We start from the raw sequence: 18,729 nt of genomic DNA on the forward strand, positions 1-18,729 counted from the left end.
CGGTGGGTTCACGGCCCGAGCAGCACGGCCACCACCAGGATGACCGGCAACGAGAGCACCGCGCTGGTGAACACGATGTCCCGGACCAAGAGGTTGGGCAGTTTGAACTGGCTGGAGAACAGGTAGACGTTCTGAGCGGTGGGCAGGGCGGCCATCGCCACCACGCCGAACAGCTCGGCCCCGCTCAGCCCGAAGACGAATCGGCCGATGGCCCACGCGGCGGCCGGCATGACGGCGAGCTTGACCACTGAGCCCCACACGATGTCCGGAACCAGCGCGCGGTCCTGCAAGGGCCGCTGGCCATAGAGGGACATGCCGAACAGCAGCAGCAACAACGGGATGGAGGCATGGCCGAGCATGTCCACCGGGGTCCACAGGATCTCCGGAGGCGTCCAGTCGATGAGGGCCATCGCCACCCCGACGACGGCGCCCACCGTCACGGGGTTGGCCACCGACCGGATGATCGTGCGCCACAGTCGCGGCTGGGCGGAGCCCGCCTGACGTGAACACCAGCCGAAGAGCGTGAGGTACAGCGGGGCGACCACCAGCAACTGGGCCATCAACACGGCCACGGCCGGTGCCGGGGTGCCCACGGCGTAGATCGCGATGGGCAGCCCGATGTTGCCGGCGTTGAGATACGTCGAGGCCATGGAGCCGACGGCGGTCTGGGCCAGCGGTCTGTGCAGGACCAACCAGGACACGACGGCGTATGCCGCGGCCCCGACGCCGGCCACCACGAGGGCCACCGGCACGAACGTCCCCACCAGCACCGCCAGATCGGCCTCGGCGAGGAGCACCACCATGAGCAGCGGGTTGGTGACGTAGTAGATGGCGGGAGTCAGGCCCCGCTGCATCTGCACCGCGGTGTCCCGCGGAAGGAGCGCAGCGCTCAGCAGCCCGACCCCGATGATGACCAGGACGATGCCGAACCCGAGGAGAACTCCTTCCACGGGTTGTGACGCTAGCGCACGAGGCAGGGACGGTTGGCGTCGAAGGTCCAACCCGGCACGAGGTACTGCATGGAGATGGCGTCGTCACGGGCCCCGAGCCCATGGTCGAGATACAGCTGGTGGGCCTCGGCCAATCGATCGCGGTCGAGTTCCACGCCCAGCCCGGGAGCGTCCGGCACCCGGATCTGCCCGTCCCGGATCTGCAACGGGTCACGAGTGATGTTCTGGCCGTCCTGCCAGATCCAATGCGTGTCCAGCGCGGTGATCGCCCCCGGAGCGGCGGCGCCCGCGTGGGTGAACATCGCCAGAGAGATGTCGAAGTGGTTGTTCGAGTGCGAACCCCACGTCAGACCGAACTCGTGGCAGAGCTGGGCCACCCGGACCGAACCGGACATGGTCCAGAAATGCGGATCCGCCAAGGGGATGTCAACGGCGTTGGTGCGGATGGCGTGGGCCATCTCCCGCCAGTCGGTCGCGATCATGTTGGTCGCGATCGGCAATCCGGTGGCACGTCGGAACTCGGCCATGATCTCGCGGCCGGAGAACCGGCCCTCGGCGCCACAGGGATCTTCGGCGTAGGCGACGACACCCCGCATCCGGTGCCCCAGGCGAATGGCGTCCTTCAGGAGCCAGCCTCCGTTGGGGTCCAAGGTGATGCGGGCCTGGGGAAAGCGCTCCTTCAGAGCCGTGACGGCATCCACCTCGAGGTCGCCCTGCTGGACGCCGCCCTTCAGCTTGAAGTCCTGGAAGCCGTAGCGTTCCTGCGCCGCTTCGGCCAATCGCACCACGGCCTCCGGGGTCATGGCTTCCTCACGGCGGAGCCGCTCCCACTGATCGGCTCCGTCCGGTTCCCGCAGGTAGGGCAGGTCCGTACAGTCCGGATCGCCGATATAGAAGAGGTAGCCGAGCATGGGGACGGAGGCACGCTGTTGTCCGTCCCCGAGCAACTCGGCCACCGGCACGCCGAGGCACTGTCCCTGCAAGTCCAGCAGGGCCGATTCGAGGACCGTCACCGCGTGCACCGTGGTCCGCAGATCGAAGGTCTGCAGTCCGCGACCGCCGGCGTCGCGGCTCGCGAACGCCTCGGTGACGGCACGCAGCAGACTGCGATACCGGGCCACGGGTTGACCGGCGAGCATGGGGGCGGCTTCTTGAACGGTCGTCCGGATCCCCTCCCCGCCGGGCACCTCGCCCAATCCGGTGCGCCCGTCGGAATCGGTGACGATGACGACGTTGCGCGTGAAGAAGGGCCCATGCGCGCCGGAGAGATTCAGCAGCATCGAGTCATACCCGGCGACGGGGACGACCTCGACGGCGGCGACGGTCGGTGCGGAGGTCATCTGGAGTTGCCCTCATCCAGGCGCAGCTCGCCGTCCACTCGTCGGTTCAGATGCCACGGATTGGACTCCTGCACCGCAGGGGGAAGCAGGGCGTCCGGCAGGTCCTGGTAGGCCACCGGACGCAGGAAACGCTCGATGGCCAGGGTGCCGACCGACGTGGTGCGGGAATCGGAGGTGGCCGGGAAGGGTCCCCCGTGGACCATGGCGTGCCCCACCTCGACGCCGGTCGGCCACGCGTTGGCGAGGATCCGCCCGACCTTCCGCTCCAGCTCCGGGATCAAGGGCCCGGCGGTGGCGTAGTCGGCGTCGGTGACGTGGAGCGTGGCGGTGAGCTGGCCCTCCATGTGACGGGTGGCCTCGATCAGGTCTTCCGCGGAGGTGTACCGGATGAACAGAGAGGCGGCGCCGAAGATCTCCTCGTGCAGCAGCCGGTTCGACCGGAAGGTGTCCACATCCGTGCCGTAGACGACCGGGGCGGGCGCGTTCTCGGTGGGACCGTCCTGGCCCTGACCCACCACCTCGACGCCGTCCTGCGACGACAACTGGTCGACGCCGTCCGTCCAGGACTTCGCGATACCGGCGGTGAGCATCGTCTGCCCGGACTGGCCGGCCAGGGCGCGGGAGACGGCCGCGGCGAATCGGTCTCCGGTCTCGCCGGCTGGGACGAAGACCAGGCCCGGCGTGGTGCACAATTGTCCGGACGATCCCGTCACAGACCCGACGTAGGCGGTGGCCAGCGCGTCCAGAGCCTCGTCATCGACGCCGAGGGCACCCTCGAAGAAGTAGACGGGATTGATGGAACTCATCTCGGCGTAGACCGGGATGGGCTCGGTCCGTCCGGCGGCGGTGGCCATGAGCGAGGTGCCGGCGGCCCTGGATCCGGTGAAGCCGATCGCCTTGATCTTCGGATCGGCGGCGAGCGCCTGGCCGATGGAGGCGCCGGGGCCGTAGACCAGGGAGAAGATGCCGGGGTGCAGGTCGAGCTCACGCACGGCGTCGGCGATGGCCCGGCCCACCATTTCACCGGTTCCGGGGTGGGCGTTGTGTGCCTTGAAGACGACCGGACAGCCGGCGGCCAGAGCCGAGGCGGTGTCTCCGCCCGCCGTCGAGAAGGCCAACGGGAAGTTGCTCGCGCCGAAGACGACCACCGGACCCAACGGCACCTTGCGCTGGCGGATGTCGGCCCGGGACATGGGAGTGCGTTCCGTCATCGCCGGATCCACTCGCACGCCGCGGTGATCGCCTTGGCGCACCACCCGGGCGAACAATCGCAGCTGACCGGTGGTTCGGCCGGTCTCGCCGAGCAGACGTGCCTCCGGCAATCCGGTCTCGGCCATGGCGCGAGCCACGAGGTCGCCCTTGACCGCGTCAATGTTGTCGGCGATCCGCTCCAGGAACGCGGCGTGGGTCTCGGGGTCGAGGGCGCTGAAGGACGCGAACGCCTCTTCAGCCGCGTCCGTGGCCTGGGCCAGCTGGTCCTTCTCCAACAGCGAGTAGCCCGGCTCCAGGGCCTCGTTGGTGGCTGGATTGTGGCCGTGAACGCTTCCGCCGGTACCGGGTACGGAGGTTCCGGCGATGATCGAGTGGCCGGTCAGTTCCGTCGGGGTGGAGTTCTGCGTGGACGTCTGTGTGGAAGTCATCGGGCGTTCCTTCGGGGTCGGAAGATCGGTGGGGTCCTCAGGCTGCGGGGACTGGAGCGGTGCGAATGACGGGACGGATCCCGGCGTGGTCGATCAGGGCGGCCAGATCGGCGTGGTCCTGCTCGGAGAGATCATGCAGGGGCGGTCGCACGCTTCCGGCGTTGCGTCCGATGGCCTGGATGCCGGCCTTGACGATGGACACGCCGAAACCCTTGCCGCGGTCTCGGATCTCGAGGTAGGGCAAGACGAACCGATTGAGCTTCTCGGTGACGGCATCCCGGTCCTGGCGCCGCACGTCACCGTAGAACTCGAGCGCGAACTCGGGCACGAAGTTGAACATGGCCGAGGAGTAGGTGCTCATGCCCAGCTGCAGCAGCGGCAAGGCGTATGTCTCGGCCGTGGGCAGGCCGCCGAGGTAGAACATCCGGTCGCCGTTGCGCGCATAGACCTTGGCGAGGTGCTCGATGTCCCCGATGGCGTCCTTGAAGCCGATGAAGTTCTCATGGCGTCGGGCCAGCTCGGCGACCGTCTCAGCCGAGTAGATCGCGTTGCCGCGGTTGTAGACGATGACGGCCAATCGAGTGGAGGCCATGATGGTGGAGGCATGCTCGAGCAGTCCCGGCTGATCGCATTCGGTGAGGTATGGCGGCAGCAGCAGGACACCCTCGGCGCCCGCGGCCTCGCAGGCCTGGGCCTGCCCGATGGCCTGGCGGGTGGACCCACCAGCTGAACCCAGCACCGGCACCTCCGGTCGGGAGGACTCGACGGCGGCCCGGATCACCTGGGCGTGCTCGTCCGGCGCGAGCGAGAACCCCTCGCCGGTGCCTCCGGCGGCGAACAGGCCGGCAATATCGAAGCCGGACTGCCATGTCACGTGTTCGCGCAGGACGTCTTCATCCACAGACAGGTCCGCGGCGAAGGCGGTGGCGGGGAACGAGAGCAGGCCGTCCTTGAGACGGGCGGCGAGTTCCTGCGGGGTGTACTGGGCCACGAAGACCATCCTCCTAGTCGGCAACGCGGGTCTCCGCGTTGAGCTGGACGGCTTCCTCGCCGTTCACACACCACCGTAGGAACGGCTCTTCATTCCTGTCCAAGGCATAGTTTGTATCCTTGGATACCCTGAGGGCATCGTCATTCGAGTCCGGCGTCCAACAGCTCCAACACTCGGTCCAGCGCGGGATTGGCATGATGCTGATGCCAGATGGCGTGGAGTTGGACGGCATCTCGCGCCACCGGCCCCAAGTCCAGATACTCGACCCCGTCGATGCCCAGCAGTCGCGCGCTGGCGGGCACGAACGCCACCCCCCGACGAGCGCGCACCAGGGCCACCATGGTGGTGATCTGTCCGACCGTGTGCACCACCTGCCCGTGGTCGATGGGCAGCATCCGGACGATCAGATCGTAGAAATACCTCGCCGTGAGCGGTGAATGCATGATGAGTTTCACGCCGCGCAGGTCGCTTTCCTGCACGGCGCCCCGGATTCCGGTCAGGCGATGACCGGACGGAACCGCAAGCACCAGGTCCTCGGCCAGCAGCAGGTGGGATTCGAACGTCTCGGCGTCGAAGGGCGGCCGGGCCAGACCCAGATCCAGAGAGCCCTCCATGAGCGCTGCGGCCTGCTGGCGGGTGACCAGTTCGGACAGTTCGAGTGACACCTTGGGCAGAGTCTCGGCGATGGAGGCCAGCAACTCCCCGAGAACGCCGAACCCGGCCGCTGCCGTAAAACCGATGCGAACCACACCCTCCTGCCCGGAGGCGATCGACCGAGCAGTGGCGGGGGCGCGCTCAGCGGCCGCCAACAGCTCGCGCGATTCGGTCAGGAAGGCGTGTCCCGCAGCGGTCAGTTCGACGTTGCGGTGGTCGCGATTGAGCAGGCTGACCTGCAGTGACCGCTCCAGCTTCTGGATCTGGCGACTCAGGGGCGGCTGAGTCATCTGCAGTCGTTCTGCGGCCCGGCCGAAGTGGAGCTCCTCCGCCACGGCGACGAAACAGCGGATCTGGTCGAGCGTAAACATGATGCCTTCCGGGAATCACAACATGCACTTAAGGGCTTGGACATGCATCCTACGGCCTCCCTAGGCTCAAAGCTCAGTCGGCACGTGAGCCACTTCACACCCATCGGACACCCGTGGCGGCCGACCGAGCCGACCACCGCAGACCCGCGCTGAACCCTCGAGGAGCGACCGGACATGACGTTCACCATCACTCGCCGCACTGCCCTATCCGCCGCAGCCGTCACCGTCCTGCTGTCTGCCACCGCCTGCGGTGGAAACGTCAGCGGAGGAGGTGGGGACGAATCGGCCTCGTTCCCCCAGAAAGCCCTCACGCTGACGGTGGGTCAGGCCGCCGGCGGGTCCACCGATCTCATCGCGCGGGCTGTGGGCGAAGGGATGTCCGAGGACCTCGGTCAGCCCGTCAGCGTCGTCAACCAGCCGGGCGCCAATGGTGCCGTGGCCACCAAAGAGGTCGCCGGCAAGGAGGCCGACGGCCACGAGCTGGTGCTGCTCAATGCCTCGCTCATCACCATCACCCCGCTGGCCGTTCCGGATCAGGAGGCGGTGGAACTCGAGGATCTGGACGTCATCAAGGGCCTCTCGCAGGATGATTACGTGCTGGTGGCCTCGGAAGAGTCGGGGCTGGAGTCCATGGAGGACATCCAATCCGCCGAGAATCTGTCATATGGAACCACCGGTGTGGGCACCGGATCGCAATTGGCGCAGGCCATCCTGTTCGCCGAGGCGGAGGTGGAGGGAACCGAGGTGCCCTTCGACTCCGGCTCGCCCGCGCTGACCGCCGTCATGGGCAATCAGGTGCAGGTCGCCACCATCCAGCTCGGCGAGGCCAAACCCCAGATCGACGCTGGCACCGTCACCCCGATCATGACGTTCTCGGAAGAACGCAACGACTTCCTGCCCGATACCCCGACCGCCACGGAATCCGGCTACGACATTCCCGTCTCCCAGTACCGCGCTCTGGCAGCGCCGAAGGGCCTGCCCGAAGAGACCAAGAGCCGACTGGTGGAGGCCGTCGATGCGGCCCTGGCCACGGACTCCTACCAGTCCTTCAACGAGGAGAATCTCCTCACCCCGCACGAGATCTCCGGCGAAGAGGTCACGGCCGAGTGGAACGATCTCCGGGACCGCTATGCCGAGTTGGTGGAGGAATACGACATCTCCCTGACCGGCGAGTAAACGGTGCGCCCCTGCTCGACCACCAGCACAGGAACGGAGAGACACGATGCCCGCTACCACCCCGGAGAGTGACGAACGTCCGGTCGCCAACCAGGATCCGGCCGATCTCACTCCGGAAGAGCTGGCCGAGGCGTGGGCCGCCGAGGGCCCGGAGGCGGCAGGACCGGTGGCGAACCTCGCGGCATCGCTGGTGGTGCTGGCGCTGGGCATTCTGGGCGTCGTGATCTCGATCGGCCTCGGCCCCGGCAGCGCCGTCAATCCGGATTCCGGCACCTGGCCCCTGGCGGTCAGCGTGCTGATCTGCACCCTGGCCCTGGCTCAACTGGTCATCGGCCGACGCGGCGGGTCGGACGGGGAGAAGTTCAACCGGTACTCGCTCATCACTCTCGTCGGATTTCTCACGCTCATCGGCATGGCCGTGCTCGTCCCGGTCATCGGTTTCGAGATTCCGTCTCTGGCCTTATGCATCGTCTGGATGAAGTTCCTCGGCGGGGAAGGCTGGCGGGCCGCGCTGGTGTACTCCGTCATCGTCGTCGCGGCCTTCTACGCCATCTTCATCGCAGCCCTGGGGACGACCATTCCCCACCTGCTCTGATCCCGAAGACCCCTAAGGACCACCATGGATTTCCTCCAGCCCGTCCTGGACGGCTTCGGCGTCGTCCTCGATCCCGGCAACCTCTTGTACTGCCTGCTGGGTGTCACCGTCGGCATGCTGATCGGCGTGCTGCCCGGTCTCGGCCCGGCGGCCACCATCGCCATCCTGTTGCCGCTGACGTACGGCGTCGAGCCGGTGACCGCCATCATCATGCTGGCGGGCATCTTCTACGGCGCCCAGTACGGCGGCACCATCACCTCCGTGCTGTTGCGCCTGCCGGGCGAGGCTTCCACCGTGGTCACCGTGTTCGACGGGTATCAGCTCGCCAAACAGGGCAAGGCCGGTACGGCTCTCGGTATCGCCGCCGTCGGCTCGTTCGTCGGTGGCACCGTGGCCATCGTCGGGCTGACGTTCCTGGCTCCGGTGGTGGCCGGTTTCGCCCTGGACTTCGGCCCGCCGGAGTACACCGCCCTGGCGCTGCTGGGCATCCTGCTCGTGGCCACCATCAGCAGCGGCGCCAAGATCAAGGCACTGATCGCGGCCGGATTCGGTCTGCTGCTGGCCACCGTCGGGCGGGACACGTTCACCGGCGCCGAACGGTTCACCTTCGACAACCTCTCACTGGCCGACGGCATCGACTTCGTCCCGGTGGCCATGGGTCTGTTCGGCATCGGTGAGATCCTCTACAACCTCGAGGAGCGCCACCGCGCGGCGAAGGCCCCCGACTCGGTCAAGAACGTGTGGCCCAGCCGCGCTGAGCTCAAGACCTCGGCGCCGGCGATCGGACGCGGATCGGTCCTGGGCTTCTTCCTCGGGATTCTGCCCGGCGGGGGCGCCACCATCTCCTCACTGGCCGCCTATGCCATGGAGAAGCGTTCGGCCAAGGATCCCTCCCGCTTCGGCAAGGGTGCCATCGAGGGGGTGGCCGGACCGGAGACGGCCAACAACGCGGCCGCCACCAGTTCGTTCATTCCCCTGCTCACCCTGGGCATCCCGGCCAACGCCACCATGGCGATCATCTTCGGCGCCCTGCTCGTTCAAGGTGTCACCCCCGGTCCGGACCTGATCAATTCGGATCCGGAGCTGTTCTGGGGCGTGGTGAACTCCATGTACATCGGCAACATCCTGTTGCTGATCATGGCCATCCCCCTGATCGGGGTGTTCGTCCGGGTTCTGCGGGTGCGCGGGGCGATTCTGGCCCCGATCACCGCGCTGATCACCCTGCTGGGCGCGTACACCATTCGCAACTCGATGTTCGACGTCGTGCTGGTGGTGGTTTTCGGAGCCGTCGGCTACCTGATGAAGAAGTTCGGTTTCGAGCCCGGACCGCTCGTCTTGGCCTTCGTGCTCGGCACGCTGCTCGAGTCGAACCTGCGTCGATCACTGCTGGTCTTCGAGGGTGATCTCTTCGGATTCGCCACCCGTCCGATCTCCGGCACCCTCCTGGTGCTGTTCGTGGCCGTGGCCGTCTGGCCGATCATCACCTCCGCTCGGAACAGGCGCCGGCAGAGTCAGCGGGTGGGCGCCAATTCCTCCTCCCCCGCAACCGACGACGCCGGATCATCGGACGCCAGCGAGTCCAGCACCCAGAAGAAGGAGAACGTATGAGCATCCTGGTCGGATACGTCCCCACACCCGTCGGAGAGACGGCCGTGGCAGCCGCCATCGAAGAGGCCCGGCTCCGGGATCAGGAGCTGTTGATCGTCAACTCACAGCGCGAAGGCGCGCTCGCCGACGCCTCCGTCGCCTCGGAGTCGGACCTGGACCGCGTGATGGCCGAGGCTCAGGCGGCCGGCGTCAGCGCCTTGATCCTCCGGCCGACCCACCGTGACGATCTGGCTGAGGCGATTCTCGAGCTGGCCGAAGAGCACGACGTCGCGCTCATCGTCATCGGGTTGCGCCAGCGAACCCAGGTGGGCAAGTTCATCATGGGCTCGCACGCTCAGCGGATACTCCTCCAGGCCGAGCGTCCGGTGCTGGCCGTCAAGGCGCAGCGCTAACCTCCGGAGTCGCTGCGGGGCAGCTCAGTCGCGCTGGTCTCCCGGGGTCGAGCCCTCGTGCGAGTCGGTCAGCACCCGGTCGAAGAACCTGCCGATGTGGCCTTGCGTCAGACTCGCGGCTCGTTCGGCATCGCCGGCCTGGGCCGCCTCGAGGATCTCGCGGTGCTCGTCCCACTCGAACTCCGAGGGGTGCTGGCTGCGCCCCTCGGCCTCGTGCCACGCCACCACGCTGATGAGCGCGGTCCGATCCCGCAGGTTGTCCATGACCTCCTTCATCAGGGGGTTACCGCAACCGGCGTACACCAGGGCATGGAAATCGCGGTTCACCAGGCTCAGACTCGCCCGGTCGCCGCCGTCGTCGATCGTCTGCCGGGCCGTTTCCAGGACCCGGCCGGCCTCATCGAACAACTCCGCCGACCCCTCCGCGACGGCCCGGCGCACCGCCTCGGGCTCGATCAGCAGCCTCAGATCGCGGACGGAACGGATCAAGTCCCCATCCACGGTCTGGACCCTCATGCCCTTGTAGGCGACGGACTGCACCAGCCCGGAATGGGACAGGATCTTCAGGGCCTCCCGCACCGGAGTCTTGGACACCCCGAACCGGGCTGCCAATTCCGCCTCGACCAGGGGCTCGCCGGGGCGAAGCTCGTGCGTCAGGATGCCCCGTCGAATGGCCTCCAACACCACCTCGATCCGCGATTGCGGCAGGTCCAATTTGATGGTCACGCGTGCACCTCTCCCACTTCTCCGGCGTCCGCCGGGGACGAGAAGACCCCAGCCACCGAGTGTGACTCTTGACACATCAGGCGGGCCTGGTTAATCTTCATACATCGTATATTAGATATCGGACATTTTCCGTCTGCTCTCATTATGCGCCGTCCGAGCAGTCATCGAACCCCTTGACGCACCGGTGGGGAATGCACCGGGACGCGTCCCCACCGGTCCATTTTCCTGGAGGACAGCCATGGCAGGATCAACGCCCCATGTCATTCGCACTCGTCGCATCGCCGGCGCCACCTTGGCGCTGGCCGCGCTGATCGGCACGCAGGCCTGCGCCATGGACACGCAGTCAGCGGGTTCCTCGGCGTCCACGGACACCATCCGGATCGTGCTCAAAGAAGAACCTCCCACGCTGGAGACCTGTCAGGGATCCCAGAACTCCACCGGTCTGGTCACCAGGGCCAACATCGCCGAGGGTCTCACCTCCCGCGATGCGGACACCGGAAAGCTGGACCCGGCGCTCGCCACCGAGTGGGAACAGACCACGGACACGACGTGGACCTTCACCCTGCGCGAGGGAGTGACGTTCCACGACGGCAGCGAATTCGACGCCGAGGCCGCGGCGTACTCCATCGAACGGGCCCTGCTGCCCGAGATGGCCTGTGACGTCGCGGGGCAGTTCTTCGGTGATCAAGAGCTCACCACCACGGTGGTCGACGACAGCACGCTCGAGGTGACGACCGCCACGCCGGATCCGATCCTCCCGCTGCGCCTCGCATTCGTGGGAATCGTCCCGACCACCACGGACAACACGGAGAAGGTCCGCGAACCCATCGGCACCGGTCCCTACCAGTTCACCGAGTGGCAGTCGGGCACCAAGATCTCCCTCGAGCGCTTCGACGACTACTGGGGAGAGGCCCCCGACTTCGCCTCCGTCGAGTACCTCTGGCGCTCCGAGGGCTCGATCCGTGCCGCCATGGTGACCAACAACGAGGCGGACGTCGCGATCACGCTGGCGCCCGAAGACGGCGCCGGGGACGCCGCGGTCCAGTACAACACCAATGAGGTCACCTACATGCGCATGGATGCCGGCATCCCGCCGCTCGACGACCGCCGGGTGCGCGAGGCCGTGAACTTCGCCTTGGACAAGGAGGGCCTGTTGAACTCGGTCTTCGCCGGCCACGGCCAGCTGGCGACGCAGCTGGTTCCCGAGGGCGTCGTCGGACACAACCCGGACATCGAGCCGTGGCCGTTCGACATGGAGAAGGCCAAGGAGCTCATCGCGGAGGCCAAGGCCGACGGCGTCCCGGTTGACGAGAAGATCACCATCATCGGGCGCTCCGGCTTCTACCCCAAGGCCGATGAGGCCATGGAGATCGTTCAAAACTCGCTGAAGGAGGCCGGGCTGAACGTCGAGATCCAAATGGGAGACGTCAACACCTGGCTGCAGCACCTGCTCCGCCCCGTGCCGACCGACTTCGGGCCCCGTCTCCTGATGGGCATGCACGGCAACCAGGCCGGTGACGCATCCTTCACCATGGCCAACAACCTCGGCAGCGAAGGCTCTCAGAGCAGCTATGGAACGGCCGAGCTGGACGAGCTGATCGCCGCCGCCGAAGTGGCGTCCGGTGAGGAACGGGAGGAACTCTTCGCCGAGGCCCTCGCCTACCAGAACGACGAGATCGTCCGCGACGCCATGATGGTGCAGGTCGGCGCCATTCTGGCCCTCTCTCCCAAAGTCGAGTACGAACCGACTACCGCCACCGGTGACGAGATGCGCGTCGCCGACATGCACCAGGCCACCCCGTGACCGGCTGGCCTGAGCCACGACATCAACCAGCAGGTTCAACGACTGACGGGACAGCACCTATGACCTCTGAACTCCTCCGGGAACGGCTGGCCGGAGTCGTCGCCATTCCGGTGACGCCTTTCGACCACGACGGCGCGCTCGACGGCGCAGCCTTCACCAGGGTGGTGAGCCGCATGATCGACGCCGGGATCCAGGTGGTCACGCCCAACGGCAACACCAGCGAGTACTACTCGATCACCGCCGCTGAGCGAAGGCGCTGCGTGGAGCTCACCGTCGAGGCCGCCGGTGAGGCGTGCTCAACCCTGGTCGGTGTGGGTGGTTCGGTACCGGAGGCCGTCGAAGCCGCGCTCCACGCCCGGTCCGCGGGAGCCCAGGCGATCATGATCCATCAACCCCCACATCCGTTCATGTCTGCGGAGGGATGGTTCCAGTACCACCGGGACATCGCTCAGGCCGTGCCCGAGCTGGGCGTGGTTCTTTACGTGCGCAACCCGCGCATCAACGGAGCCACGGTGGCCCGACTGGCCGATGCCGCGCCCAACCTGGCAGCCGTCAAGTATGCCGTTCCGGACCCGGTGCGGATGGCCACGGTCTCCCGGGACTGCGATCGCCCGGCACTGGTCTGGATCGCCGGGCTGGCCGAACTGTCCGCCCCCGGTTACTGGGCCGTGGGGGCGACCGGATTCACCTCCGGGTTCGCCAACGTCGAGCCGGCTCTCTCGCTACGGCTGCTCGACGCCCTCCGGGCCTCCGACACCGAAGAGGCCTTGCAGATCTGGGAGCTCATTCGCCCGTTCGAGGAGCTGCGCGCACGGAATGATTCCGAACACAACGTGACGGTCGTCAAGGAATCCCTGGCTCAGATGGGCCTGTGCCAACGGGAGGTCAGGCCGCCCATCAGCACCCTCACAGAACCGGACCGGCTCCTGGTCGAGAAGATGATGCTGCAGTGGACCGGAGCGCTGCAGGCGGGGTAGCCCTCGGCTACCAGCCGCCCGTCGATTCCTCCTGGAATCGGCGGGCCGAGTTGCGCAGGTGAGTGCGCATGGCCGCAGCCGCCGCCGCGGCATCACCGGTCACGACGGCGGCCGCCACCGCCGCGTGCTCGGCCGCCACCACCGTGGCGCGACGCCGCTCCCCCGCCGGCTCGGTGCCGGCAGTCCCGGCCAGCCGGGCGCGGGGCATGGCGATCATCGCCGGTCCGAGGGCATCCAGGGCCTGGAGTAGCAACGCATTGCCGGAGACCTCTGCGACGCAGCGGTGAAACGCGAAGTCGAGGCCGAGCAGTTCAGCCGGTTGCCCGGGTGCCTCGGCCTCGGCCCGATCGGCGAAGTCCCGCTCGGCCCGCTGCACGGCGTTGCCCTGGGACTCGGTCCGGCGGGCCGCCGCCAGCGCGGCGGCCTCGGTTTCGATGGCGACGCGGTAGTCGATGAGGTCCATCCTCCCAGCCACTGTTGAGGCCGCGGCCGACGGGGGAACCGGAGGGCCGGCGTCGTGGTCCGGGGGTGGAGTGAGCACGAAGCTGCCGCTGCCCCGCCGCGTATGGACCAGACCTTCGGCCTGCAGACGCAGGATGGCCTCACGGACCACCGTGCGGCTGACTCCATGCTCCGTGACGAGCCGGTTCTCGCTGGGCAGCTTCTGACCCGGCGCCAGTTCACCACCGACGATCCGGCGCCGCAGATGGTCCACGAGTGCCTCGGTGCGGGAGGGACCGGAAGAACCGGAAGGGCCGGAGAGGGCGGACGCGGGAGTCATGAGCTCATTCTGGCAGGCAGCGTGAGGGCCCGATCAGTTCCGGCCGAACTCTGCGCTCTCGAGGGTCCACGCGCGCGCCTGGTCGCTGAGGGTCACGCCGAGACCGGGCCGTTGGGGCACGAGCATGCGCCCGTCGCGCGTCTCGAGGCGCTCGTTGAACAGCGGATCGAGCCAGTCGAAGTGCTCGACCCACGGCTCACGGGGATAGGTCGCGGCCAGGTGGAGGTGAATCTCCATGGCGAAGTGCGGAGCGAGGTCTAGACCGGCTTGGTCGGCCAGGGTGGCCAGGCGCTGGAACTGGGTGATACCGCCCACTCGCGGGGCGTCCGGCTGGATGATGTCGCACGCGCGGGCGTCGATGAGCCGTTCATGCTCGGCTACGGAGGCGAGCATCTCCCCCGTGGCGATCGGCGTGTCTAGTGCCGCAGCGAGGTCCGCGTGCCCCTGGACGTCGTACGCGTCCAGCGGCTCCTCGATCCAGACCAGATCGAACTCCTCCAAGCGGCGGCCCATCCGCAGAGCGGTGGCCCGGTCCCATTGCTGATTGGCGTCCACCATCAGGGGGACATCCGGGCCGATGTGCTCCCGTACCGCGCTGACCCGACGCAGGTCCTCAGTGGAGTCGGGCAGGCCCACCTTGATCTTGATGCCGCCGATGCCTTCCTCGATCGACCGGGTGGCTCGCTCCTTGACCTCCTCGATGCTGGCGCTGAGAAAACCGCCAGAGGTGTTGTAGGTCCGCACGGAGTCTCGGTGGGAACCGAGGAACTTCGCCAAGGGCAATCCGGCGCGCTTGGACTTGAGGTCGTACAGGGCGATGTCCAGCGCAGCGAGCGCCTGAGTGGCGACCCCGGAGCGGCCCACGGAGGCACCGGCCCACAGCAGTTTGGTGTACAGCTTGGCGATGTCATTCGGATCTTCGCCGATCACGGTCTCGGCGACCTCTCGCGCGTGCGCGTACTGAGCCGGCCCGCCGGCGCGTTTGGAATAGGAGAATCCCAGCCCTTCGTGACCCTGCTCCGTGGTGATCTCGGCGAAGAGGAACGCTACTTCGGTCATCGGCTTCTGGCGGCCGGTGAACACTTTGGCGTCGGAGATCGGCGTTGCCAAGGGCAGACGCGCGGTGGAGAGTCGGACGTGCCGGATCGCGTCGGCGGTGTACGGAGCAGTGGACATGAAACTCATCATACAAGTTCACCACTTGTATGACTAGATGGGGGGGTCGTCTGCTCGTCGTGAGGTCAGTACCGCCGCAGCGCCTCGGGGTGTTCTTCGAGCTCCTGCAACGTCTCGCGGTGGACGCGGGCTTCCACGATGAAGGAGAGGAACGGCACCACACCGCCGCCGGCGATCACCAACAGTCGCATGCCGTGCCAGCGCATCAGCGACCACAGACGGAAGGCCGCCACGAGGTACACGACGTAGAGCCAGCCGTGGGCGATGAGCACGGCGATCGAGATGTTGAACCCGCCGGTGACGGAGTCCTCGGGCTGCAGAGACAGGCCGTTGGCCGAGCCGTCCACCAACGTGCCGCCCGCGTAGAGCTCCGTGCCGAATCCGTACTTGAAGATCATCTCGAACACGAGCAGCAGCAGCATGATGCCGGTGATCCAGGCACAGATCTTGTACATGGTCAGGGCGGACTTGATCTGCTGATGCGTGCCGCCGAAGCGTCGCGGAGCGTCCTTGCCAGGCCGCGGTGGCGGCGCAGGCAGGTCTGCCTCGGTGATGTCCTCCGGGTCCGGCAAGGTGTTCGGGTCTACCGGGGGCTGCTGGTCCGGGCTGGTCACTGGTCCTCCTGGGATGACTGATCTGATGAGAATTGCTGATATCGCTCGTAGTCCTCGATGGCGCGGCGCTTGGCCTCACGCGCCTGCTCACGGCGGCGCTCGAGCTCGGCGGCCTTCCACTCCTGCGCCCACTGGCGATCCAGGGCTTCCTCGGCCTGATCGCGTTGGTAGTCGTCACGCAGGAAGCGCCACCAGAGGAAGATGGCGAAGCCGGCGAACACGACCCATTCGATGGCATAGAAGATGTTCATCCAGCTGTAGCTGATCTGCTGCGGCTGCGGCCCGACGACGACCGGCTCCAGCACACCTCCGGGGGCCTTGGCCCCGACTTCCTCGCCCGCTGGCTCGGCCACCACGTCGAACGCGGCCACATAGCCGGCGTAGGAGCGCACGTCCCAGAGGTTCACGAGTTCGGCCGAGGACAGGCTCGCCACCACGGTGCCCGCATCCCTTCGTTCCAACCCCTCCGGCTGCGGGCCCTCTGTGGGCAGGAGGCGGCCCGTGATGTGCAGTTGGCCTTCGGGCGCCGGATCCGTCGACGACGGCGTGGGCGTCCAGCCACGGACGACCGGGATGACCTCACCGCGGGGAGCGCCATCCACGCGGAAGGCCGTGACCACCCAGTAGCCCACCTCGTCCTCGTCGCTCTCCTGGCCCTCCTGGCCGTCCTGGCCCTCCTGGCCGTCCTGGACCCGCGGATACACGAACACGTCGGTGCCCTGCCGGAAGGAACCGGTCATCGTCACCACCTGGTCCGCCTCCGTGCCGTACATCTGCCGACCGGGGGCATAGTGCTCAGTCAGCGGCACGGGGGTCTCGGTGCGGGTCAGCGGAGGCGGCGCCGAGGCGGCATTGTCGATCTGCCATTTGCCGAGCAAGACGAAGATTCCGGACACCACGAGCGCCAACAACAGTCCGGCGATCCACTGCGGCTTCAGGGCGGTTCTCAGCACCTGACAAGCCTACGCGGTTTCTCTACCGCGTGTAGAAATCTCTGGTGACGGGCAGGCCCCCGCGAGACGGGTCTCGGGCCGAGTCCTGAGCCGCTTCGGCGAGCAGGCCGTGTGCCTCGGCGTCCGAGCCGGCCTCCTGCGTGGCCCGTTGGGCACGGATCCACTGACGATAGCGCTCGGCCTCGGCGGACGCCCGCTCAGCGTCCCATCCCAACTGGGGAGCCACCAACTCAGCCACCGTCCCGGCCGCGGCCGCACCGGCGTCGTCCGCTTCGAACACCGCGCGGATGCGCCGTGCCAGCACGTCCTGTACCGACCACGCGCCCTCATGGGTCACCGCGTGCACGGCCTCGGCCGCGAGGTGGCCGGGCAGGCCTGGGAGTTCCTGGGCCAGCTCGGGGTGGGACACGGCCAGCTCGATAACCTCGGGAGCACCGGAACCGTACCGATGCAGCAGGGACTCGACGATCGGCGCCGGCAACCCCGATTCGGCGGTCAGCAGAGCCCGACGGTTCCACGCCGGTGTCCAGCCCCGCGCACCGAGCAGGGGCATGTCCTGGGTGCAGGATTCTGGCACCCCCTCGCCGGAGCCGCTCCCGTCCTGACCGGTGAGCGGGCCGGTCCCGGGGGCTCCGGCGGCCGAGACGGCCGTGTCCACGGCGTCAGCGGCCATGGTCCGGTAGGTCGTGAGCTTGCCGCCGGCCACCACGGTCAGTCCCGGCAACGGGGTGGCCACGACGTGTTCGCGGGAGACCCGGGCGGTCGAGGGAGCATTCGTGGGAGCAGTGGAGGGGCCAGTCGAGCGAACCCTCTCCTCACCCGCCTCGTCACCCGTCTCGTCGCCGGTCTCGTCGCCCGCGGGGACCACGAGGGGACGAAGCCCGGCGAAGACCCCAACGACGTCGGCGCGCTCCAGCGGCGTGGCCAGCACGACATTGGCGCGCTGCAGGACGTAGTCGATGTCCTCACTGGTGGCCGCGGGCTGCTCGACGTCGAGCTCCCACGGGGTGTCCGTGGTGCCGATGATCCAATGCCGGCCCCACGGGATGACGAACAGCACCGACTTCTCGGTGCGCAGGATCAGCCCCGAGGTCGAGGTGAAGCGGTCCCGCGGGACCACGAGGTGAACACCCTTCGCGGCGGTGACCCGCGGCATTCCACCGTGCAGGGTCTCTTCGCGGCCGTCGGGGTGGCGCAGCGGGATCGAGCCCGTCCAGACCCCGGTGGCGTTGATCGTCCGGCGGGCATGGACGGTAAACCGCTCGCCACTCTCCCGGTCCAGGACCTCGACGCCGGTAACGCCGGCCTGCGGTGATGCGCTCGTGGCCGGGGCCGACGTCGGGCTGGGGCTCCCGGAGCCGAGATACGCGGTGGCCTCGAGGCGAGAGGCGCAGTGCGCCCCGTGCGCGGCGGCGGTGCGAACCAGCTCGATCACCAGTCGGGCGTCGTCCACCTGGGCGTCGTAATAGCGGATGGCGCCGACGTAGGCGCCCGGCTTCAGGCCCGGAGCGATGCGGGCCACGGCGGAACGGCCCAAGTGCTTGTGCACGGGAAGGTGGCCGGTGCGTCCGGCGGCCATCCCGTCATAGAGGGCGAGACCCGCTCCCACATACGGGCGTTCCCACGGCTTGGCCAGCGGGTACAGGAACGGCACCGGCCGCACCAGGTGAGGGGCGACGTCTTCGATGAGCCGTCCGCGTTCCCGCAGAGCCTCATGCACCAACGGGAAGTCGAGCATCTCCAGGTAGCGCAAGCCGCCATGGACCAGTTTCGACGATCGTGAGGAGGTTCCCCAGCCGTAGTCGGTCGCTTCCACGAGAGCGGTGGACAGCCCCCGAGAGGCCGCGTCGAGAGCGGTTCCGGCGCCGACCACTCCCCCGCCGATGACGAGCACATCCAGTGGACGTTCGGGGCTCGTGGCACGCAGTACACCCAGCGCAGCGGCTCTGCTCGCGGGTCCCAGGGCGCCAGTCGTGTTCAT

At 67.7% G+C, this 18,729-nt stretch carries 17 protein-coding genes; 6 read left to right on the forward strand and 11 right to left on the reverse strand.

Annotation, left to right across the window (positions count from 1 at the left end; all coding sequences use genetic code 11):
• Positions 1-8: 8 nt before the first annotated feature.
• The 5 genes from ACFQQD_RS00690 to ACFQQD_RS00710 form a co-directional block, all read right to left on the reverse strand.
• Positions 9-950 (reverse strand): AEC family transporter, encoded by a 942-nt coding sequence (locus ACFQQD_RS00690; RefSeq protein ID WP_378085164.1) that lies wholly within the window; start codon positions 948-950, stop codon positions 9-11.
• Positions 951-961: 11 nt separating this feature from the next.
• The gene (locus ACFQQD_RS00695) at positions 962-2,290 is read right to left on the reverse strand and encodes an enolase C-terminal domain-like protein (RefSeq protein WP_378085166.1); all 1,329 of its coding nucleotides are present in this window, start codon (positions 2,288-2,290) and stop codon (positions 962-964) included.
• Positions 2,287-3,930 carry an aldehyde dehydrogenase (NADP(+)) gene (locus ACFQQD_RS00700; RefSeq protein WP_378085168.1) on the reverse strand — a complete coding sequence of 548 codons (1,644 nt, stop codon included), beginning with the start codon at positions 3,928-3,930 and terminating at the stop codon, positions 2,287-2,289. Before ACFQQD_RS00700 ends, ACFQQD_RS00695 begins: the two co-directional genes overlap by 4 nt.
• A gap of 37 nt (positions 3,931-3,967) precedes the next feature.
• Positions 3,968-4,921, reverse strand: coding sequence for a 5-dehydro-4-deoxyglucarate dehydratase (locus ACFQQD_RS00705; protein ID WP_378085170.1), 954 nt, complete (start codon positions 4,919-4,921; stop codon positions 3,968-3,970).
• Between the two features lie 140 nt (positions 4,922-5,061).
• Positions 5,062-5,946 carry a LysR family transcriptional regulator gene (locus ACFQQD_RS00710; RefSeq protein WP_378085172.1) on the reverse strand — a complete coding sequence of 295 codons (885 nt, stop codon included), beginning with the start codon at positions 5,944-5,946 and terminating at the stop codon, positions 5,062-5,064.
• Between the two features lie 174 nt (positions 5,947-6,120).
• On the opposite strand from ACFQQD_RS00710, the gene ACFQQD_RS00715 reads away from it, so the two are divergent.
• From ACFQQD_RS00715 to ACFQQD_RS00730, 4 genes are read left to right on the forward strand one after another with little or no spacing between them, the layout of a single operon-like run.
• Positions 6,121-7,122, forward strand: coding sequence for a Bug family tripartite tricarboxylate transporter substrate binding protein (locus tag ACFQQD_RS00715; protein ID WP_378085175.1), 1,002 nt, complete (start codon positions 6,121-6,123; stop codon positions 7,120-7,122).
• 46 nt (positions 7,123-7,168) lie between these two features.
• Positions 7,169-7,717: a tripartite tricarboxylate transporter TctB family protein gene (locus ACFQQD_RS00720; RefSeq protein WP_378085177.1), complete on the forward strand. Its 549-nt coding sequence runs from the start codon at positions 7,169-7,171 to the stop codon at positions 7,715-7,717.
• A 24-nt stretch (positions 7,718-7,741) separates the two neighbouring features.
• Positions 7,742-9,325, forward strand: coding sequence for a tripartite tricarboxylate transporter permease (locus tag ACFQQD_RS00725; RefSeq protein ID WP_378085179.1), 1,584 nt, complete (start codon positions 7,742-7,744; stop codon positions 9,323-9,325).
• Complete coding sequence (locus tag ACFQQD_RS00730; protein ID WP_378085181.1) at positions 9,322-9,717, forward strand: universal stress protein; 396 nt, start codon at positions 9,322-9,324, stop codon at positions 9,715-9,717. The genes ACFQQD_RS00725 and ACFQQD_RS00730 overlap by 4 nt, the downstream gene beginning before the upstream one ends.
• Before the next feature lie 24 nt (positions 9,718-9,741).
• Here the strand turns inward: ACFQQD_RS00730 and ACFQQD_RS00735 are convergent, their stop codons facing one another.
• A complete protein-coding gene (locus tag ACFQQD_RS00735) occupies positions 9,742-10,443 on the reverse strand; it encodes a GntR family transcriptional regulator (RefSeq protein ID WP_378085183.1) in 702 nt (233 codons plus the stop codon).
• Between the two features lie 238 nt (positions 10,444-10,681).
• Between ACFQQD_RS00735 and ACFQQD_RS00740 the strand changes: the two genes are divergently transcribed.
• Positions 10,682-12,247 carry an ABC transporter substrate-binding protein gene (locus ACFQQD_RS00740; protein WP_378085185.1) on the forward strand — a complete coding sequence of 522 codons (1,566 nt, stop codon included), beginning with the start codon at positions 10,682-10,684 and terminating at the stop codon, positions 12,245-12,247.
• A 59-nt stretch (positions 12,248-12,306) separates the two neighbouring features.
• Positions 12,307-13,224: a dihydrodipicolinate synthase family protein gene (locus ACFQQD_RS00745; protein ID WP_378085187.1), complete on the forward strand. Its 918-nt coding sequence runs from the start codon at positions 12,307-12,309 to the stop codon at positions 13,222-13,224.
• Positions 13,225-13,231: 7 nt separating this feature from the next.
• Here ACFQQD_RS00745 and ACFQQD_RS00750 read toward each other — a convergent pair whose 3' ends face one another.
• The 5 genes from ACFQQD_RS00750 to ACFQQD_RS00770 all read right to left on the reverse strand — a co-directional run bounded on the left by ACFQQD_RS00750 (position 13,232) and on the right by ACFQQD_RS00770 (position 18,729).
• A complete protein-coding gene (locus ACFQQD_RS00750) occupies positions 13,232-14,005 on the reverse strand; it encodes a FadR/GntR family transcriptional regulator (RefSeq protein ID WP_378085189.1) in 774 nt (257 codons plus the stop codon).
• Positions 14,006-14,038: 33 nt separating this feature from the next.
• Positions 14,039-15,181 (reverse strand): mandelate racemase/muconate lactonizing enzyme family protein, encoded by a 1,143-nt coding sequence (locus ACFQQD_RS00755; RefSeq protein ID WP_378085191.1) that lies wholly within the window; start codon positions 15,179-15,181, stop codon positions 14,039-14,041.
• Between the two features lie 65 nt (positions 15,182-15,246).
• Positions 15,247-15,795, reverse strand: a complete 549-nt coding sequence (locus tag ACFQQD_RS00760) for a DUF3817 domain-containing protein (RefSeq protein ID WP_378085193.1) — start codon at positions 15,793-15,795, stop codon at positions 15,247-15,249.
• On the reverse strand, positions 15,792-16,748 hold the full coding sequence (locus tag ACFQQD_RS00765; RefSeq protein WP_378085195.1) for an SURF1 family protein: 957 nt from the start codon (positions 16,746-16,748) through the stop codon (positions 15,792-15,794). Before ACFQQD_RS00765 ends, ACFQQD_RS00760 begins: the two co-directional genes overlap by 4 nt.
• A 22-nt stretch (positions 16,749-16,770) precedes the next feature.
• On the reverse strand, positions 16,771-18,729 hold the full coding sequence (locus ACFQQD_RS00770; protein WP_378085196.1) for a glycerol-3-phosphate dehydrogenase/oxidase: 1,959 nt from the start codon (positions 18,727-18,729) through the stop codon (positions 16,771-16,773).

This window comes from Citricoccus sp. GCM10030269 (assembly GCF_042665635.1).
GTDB lineage: Bacteria > Actinomycetota > Actinomycetes > Actinomycetales > Micrococcaceae > Citricoccus.

Coding starts and splice junctions, on each gene's coding strand:
- ACFQQD_RS00695 (WP_378085166.1), bottom strand. CDS start 2,290: ATGACCTCCGCACCGACCGTCGCCGCCGTCGAGGTCGTCCCCGTCGCC.
- ACFQQD_RS00700 (WP_378085168.1), bottom strand. CDS start 3,930: ATGACTTCCACACAGACGTCCACGCAGAACTCCACCCCGACGGAACTG.
- ACFQQD_RS00710 (WP_378085172.1), bottom strand. CDS start 5,946: ATGTTTACGCTCGACCAGATCCGCTGTTTCGTCGCCGTGGCGGAGGAG.
- ACFQQD_RS00715 (WP_378085175.1), top strand. CDS start 6,121: ATGACGTTCACCATCACTCGCCGCACTGCCCTATCCGCCGCAGCCGTC.
- ACFQQD_RS00720 (WP_378085177.1), top strand. CDS start 7,169: ATGCCCGCTACCACCCCGGAGAGTGACGAACGTCCGGTCGCCAACCAG.
- ACFQQD_RS00725 (WP_378085179.1), top strand. CDS start 7,742: ATGGATTTCCTCCAGCCCGTCCTGGACGGCTTCGGCGTCGTCCTCGAT.
- ACFQQD_RS00730 (WP_378085181.1), top strand. CDS start 9,322: ATGAGCATCCTGGTCGGATACGTCCCCACACCCGTCGGAGAGACGGCC.
- ACFQQD_RS00740 (WP_378085185.1), top strand. CDS start 10,682: ATGGCAGGATCAACGCCCCATGTCATTCGCACTCGTCGCATCGCCGGC.
- ACFQQD_RS00745 (WP_378085187.1), top strand. CDS start 12,307: ATGACCTCTGAACTCCTCCGGGAACGGCTGGCCGGAGTCGTCGCCATT.
- ACFQQD_RS00750 (WP_378085189.1), bottom strand. CDS start 14,005: ATGACTCCCGCGTCCGCCCTCTCCGGCCCTTCCGGTTCTTCCGGTCCC.
- ACFQQD_RS00755 (WP_378085191.1), bottom strand. CDS start 15,181: ATGTCCACTGCTCCGTACACCGCCGACGCGATCCGGCACGTCCGACTC.
- ACFQQD_RS00770 (WP_378085196.1), bottom strand. CDS start 18,729: ATGAACACGACTGGCGCCCTGGGACCCGCGAGCAGAGCCGCTGCGCTG.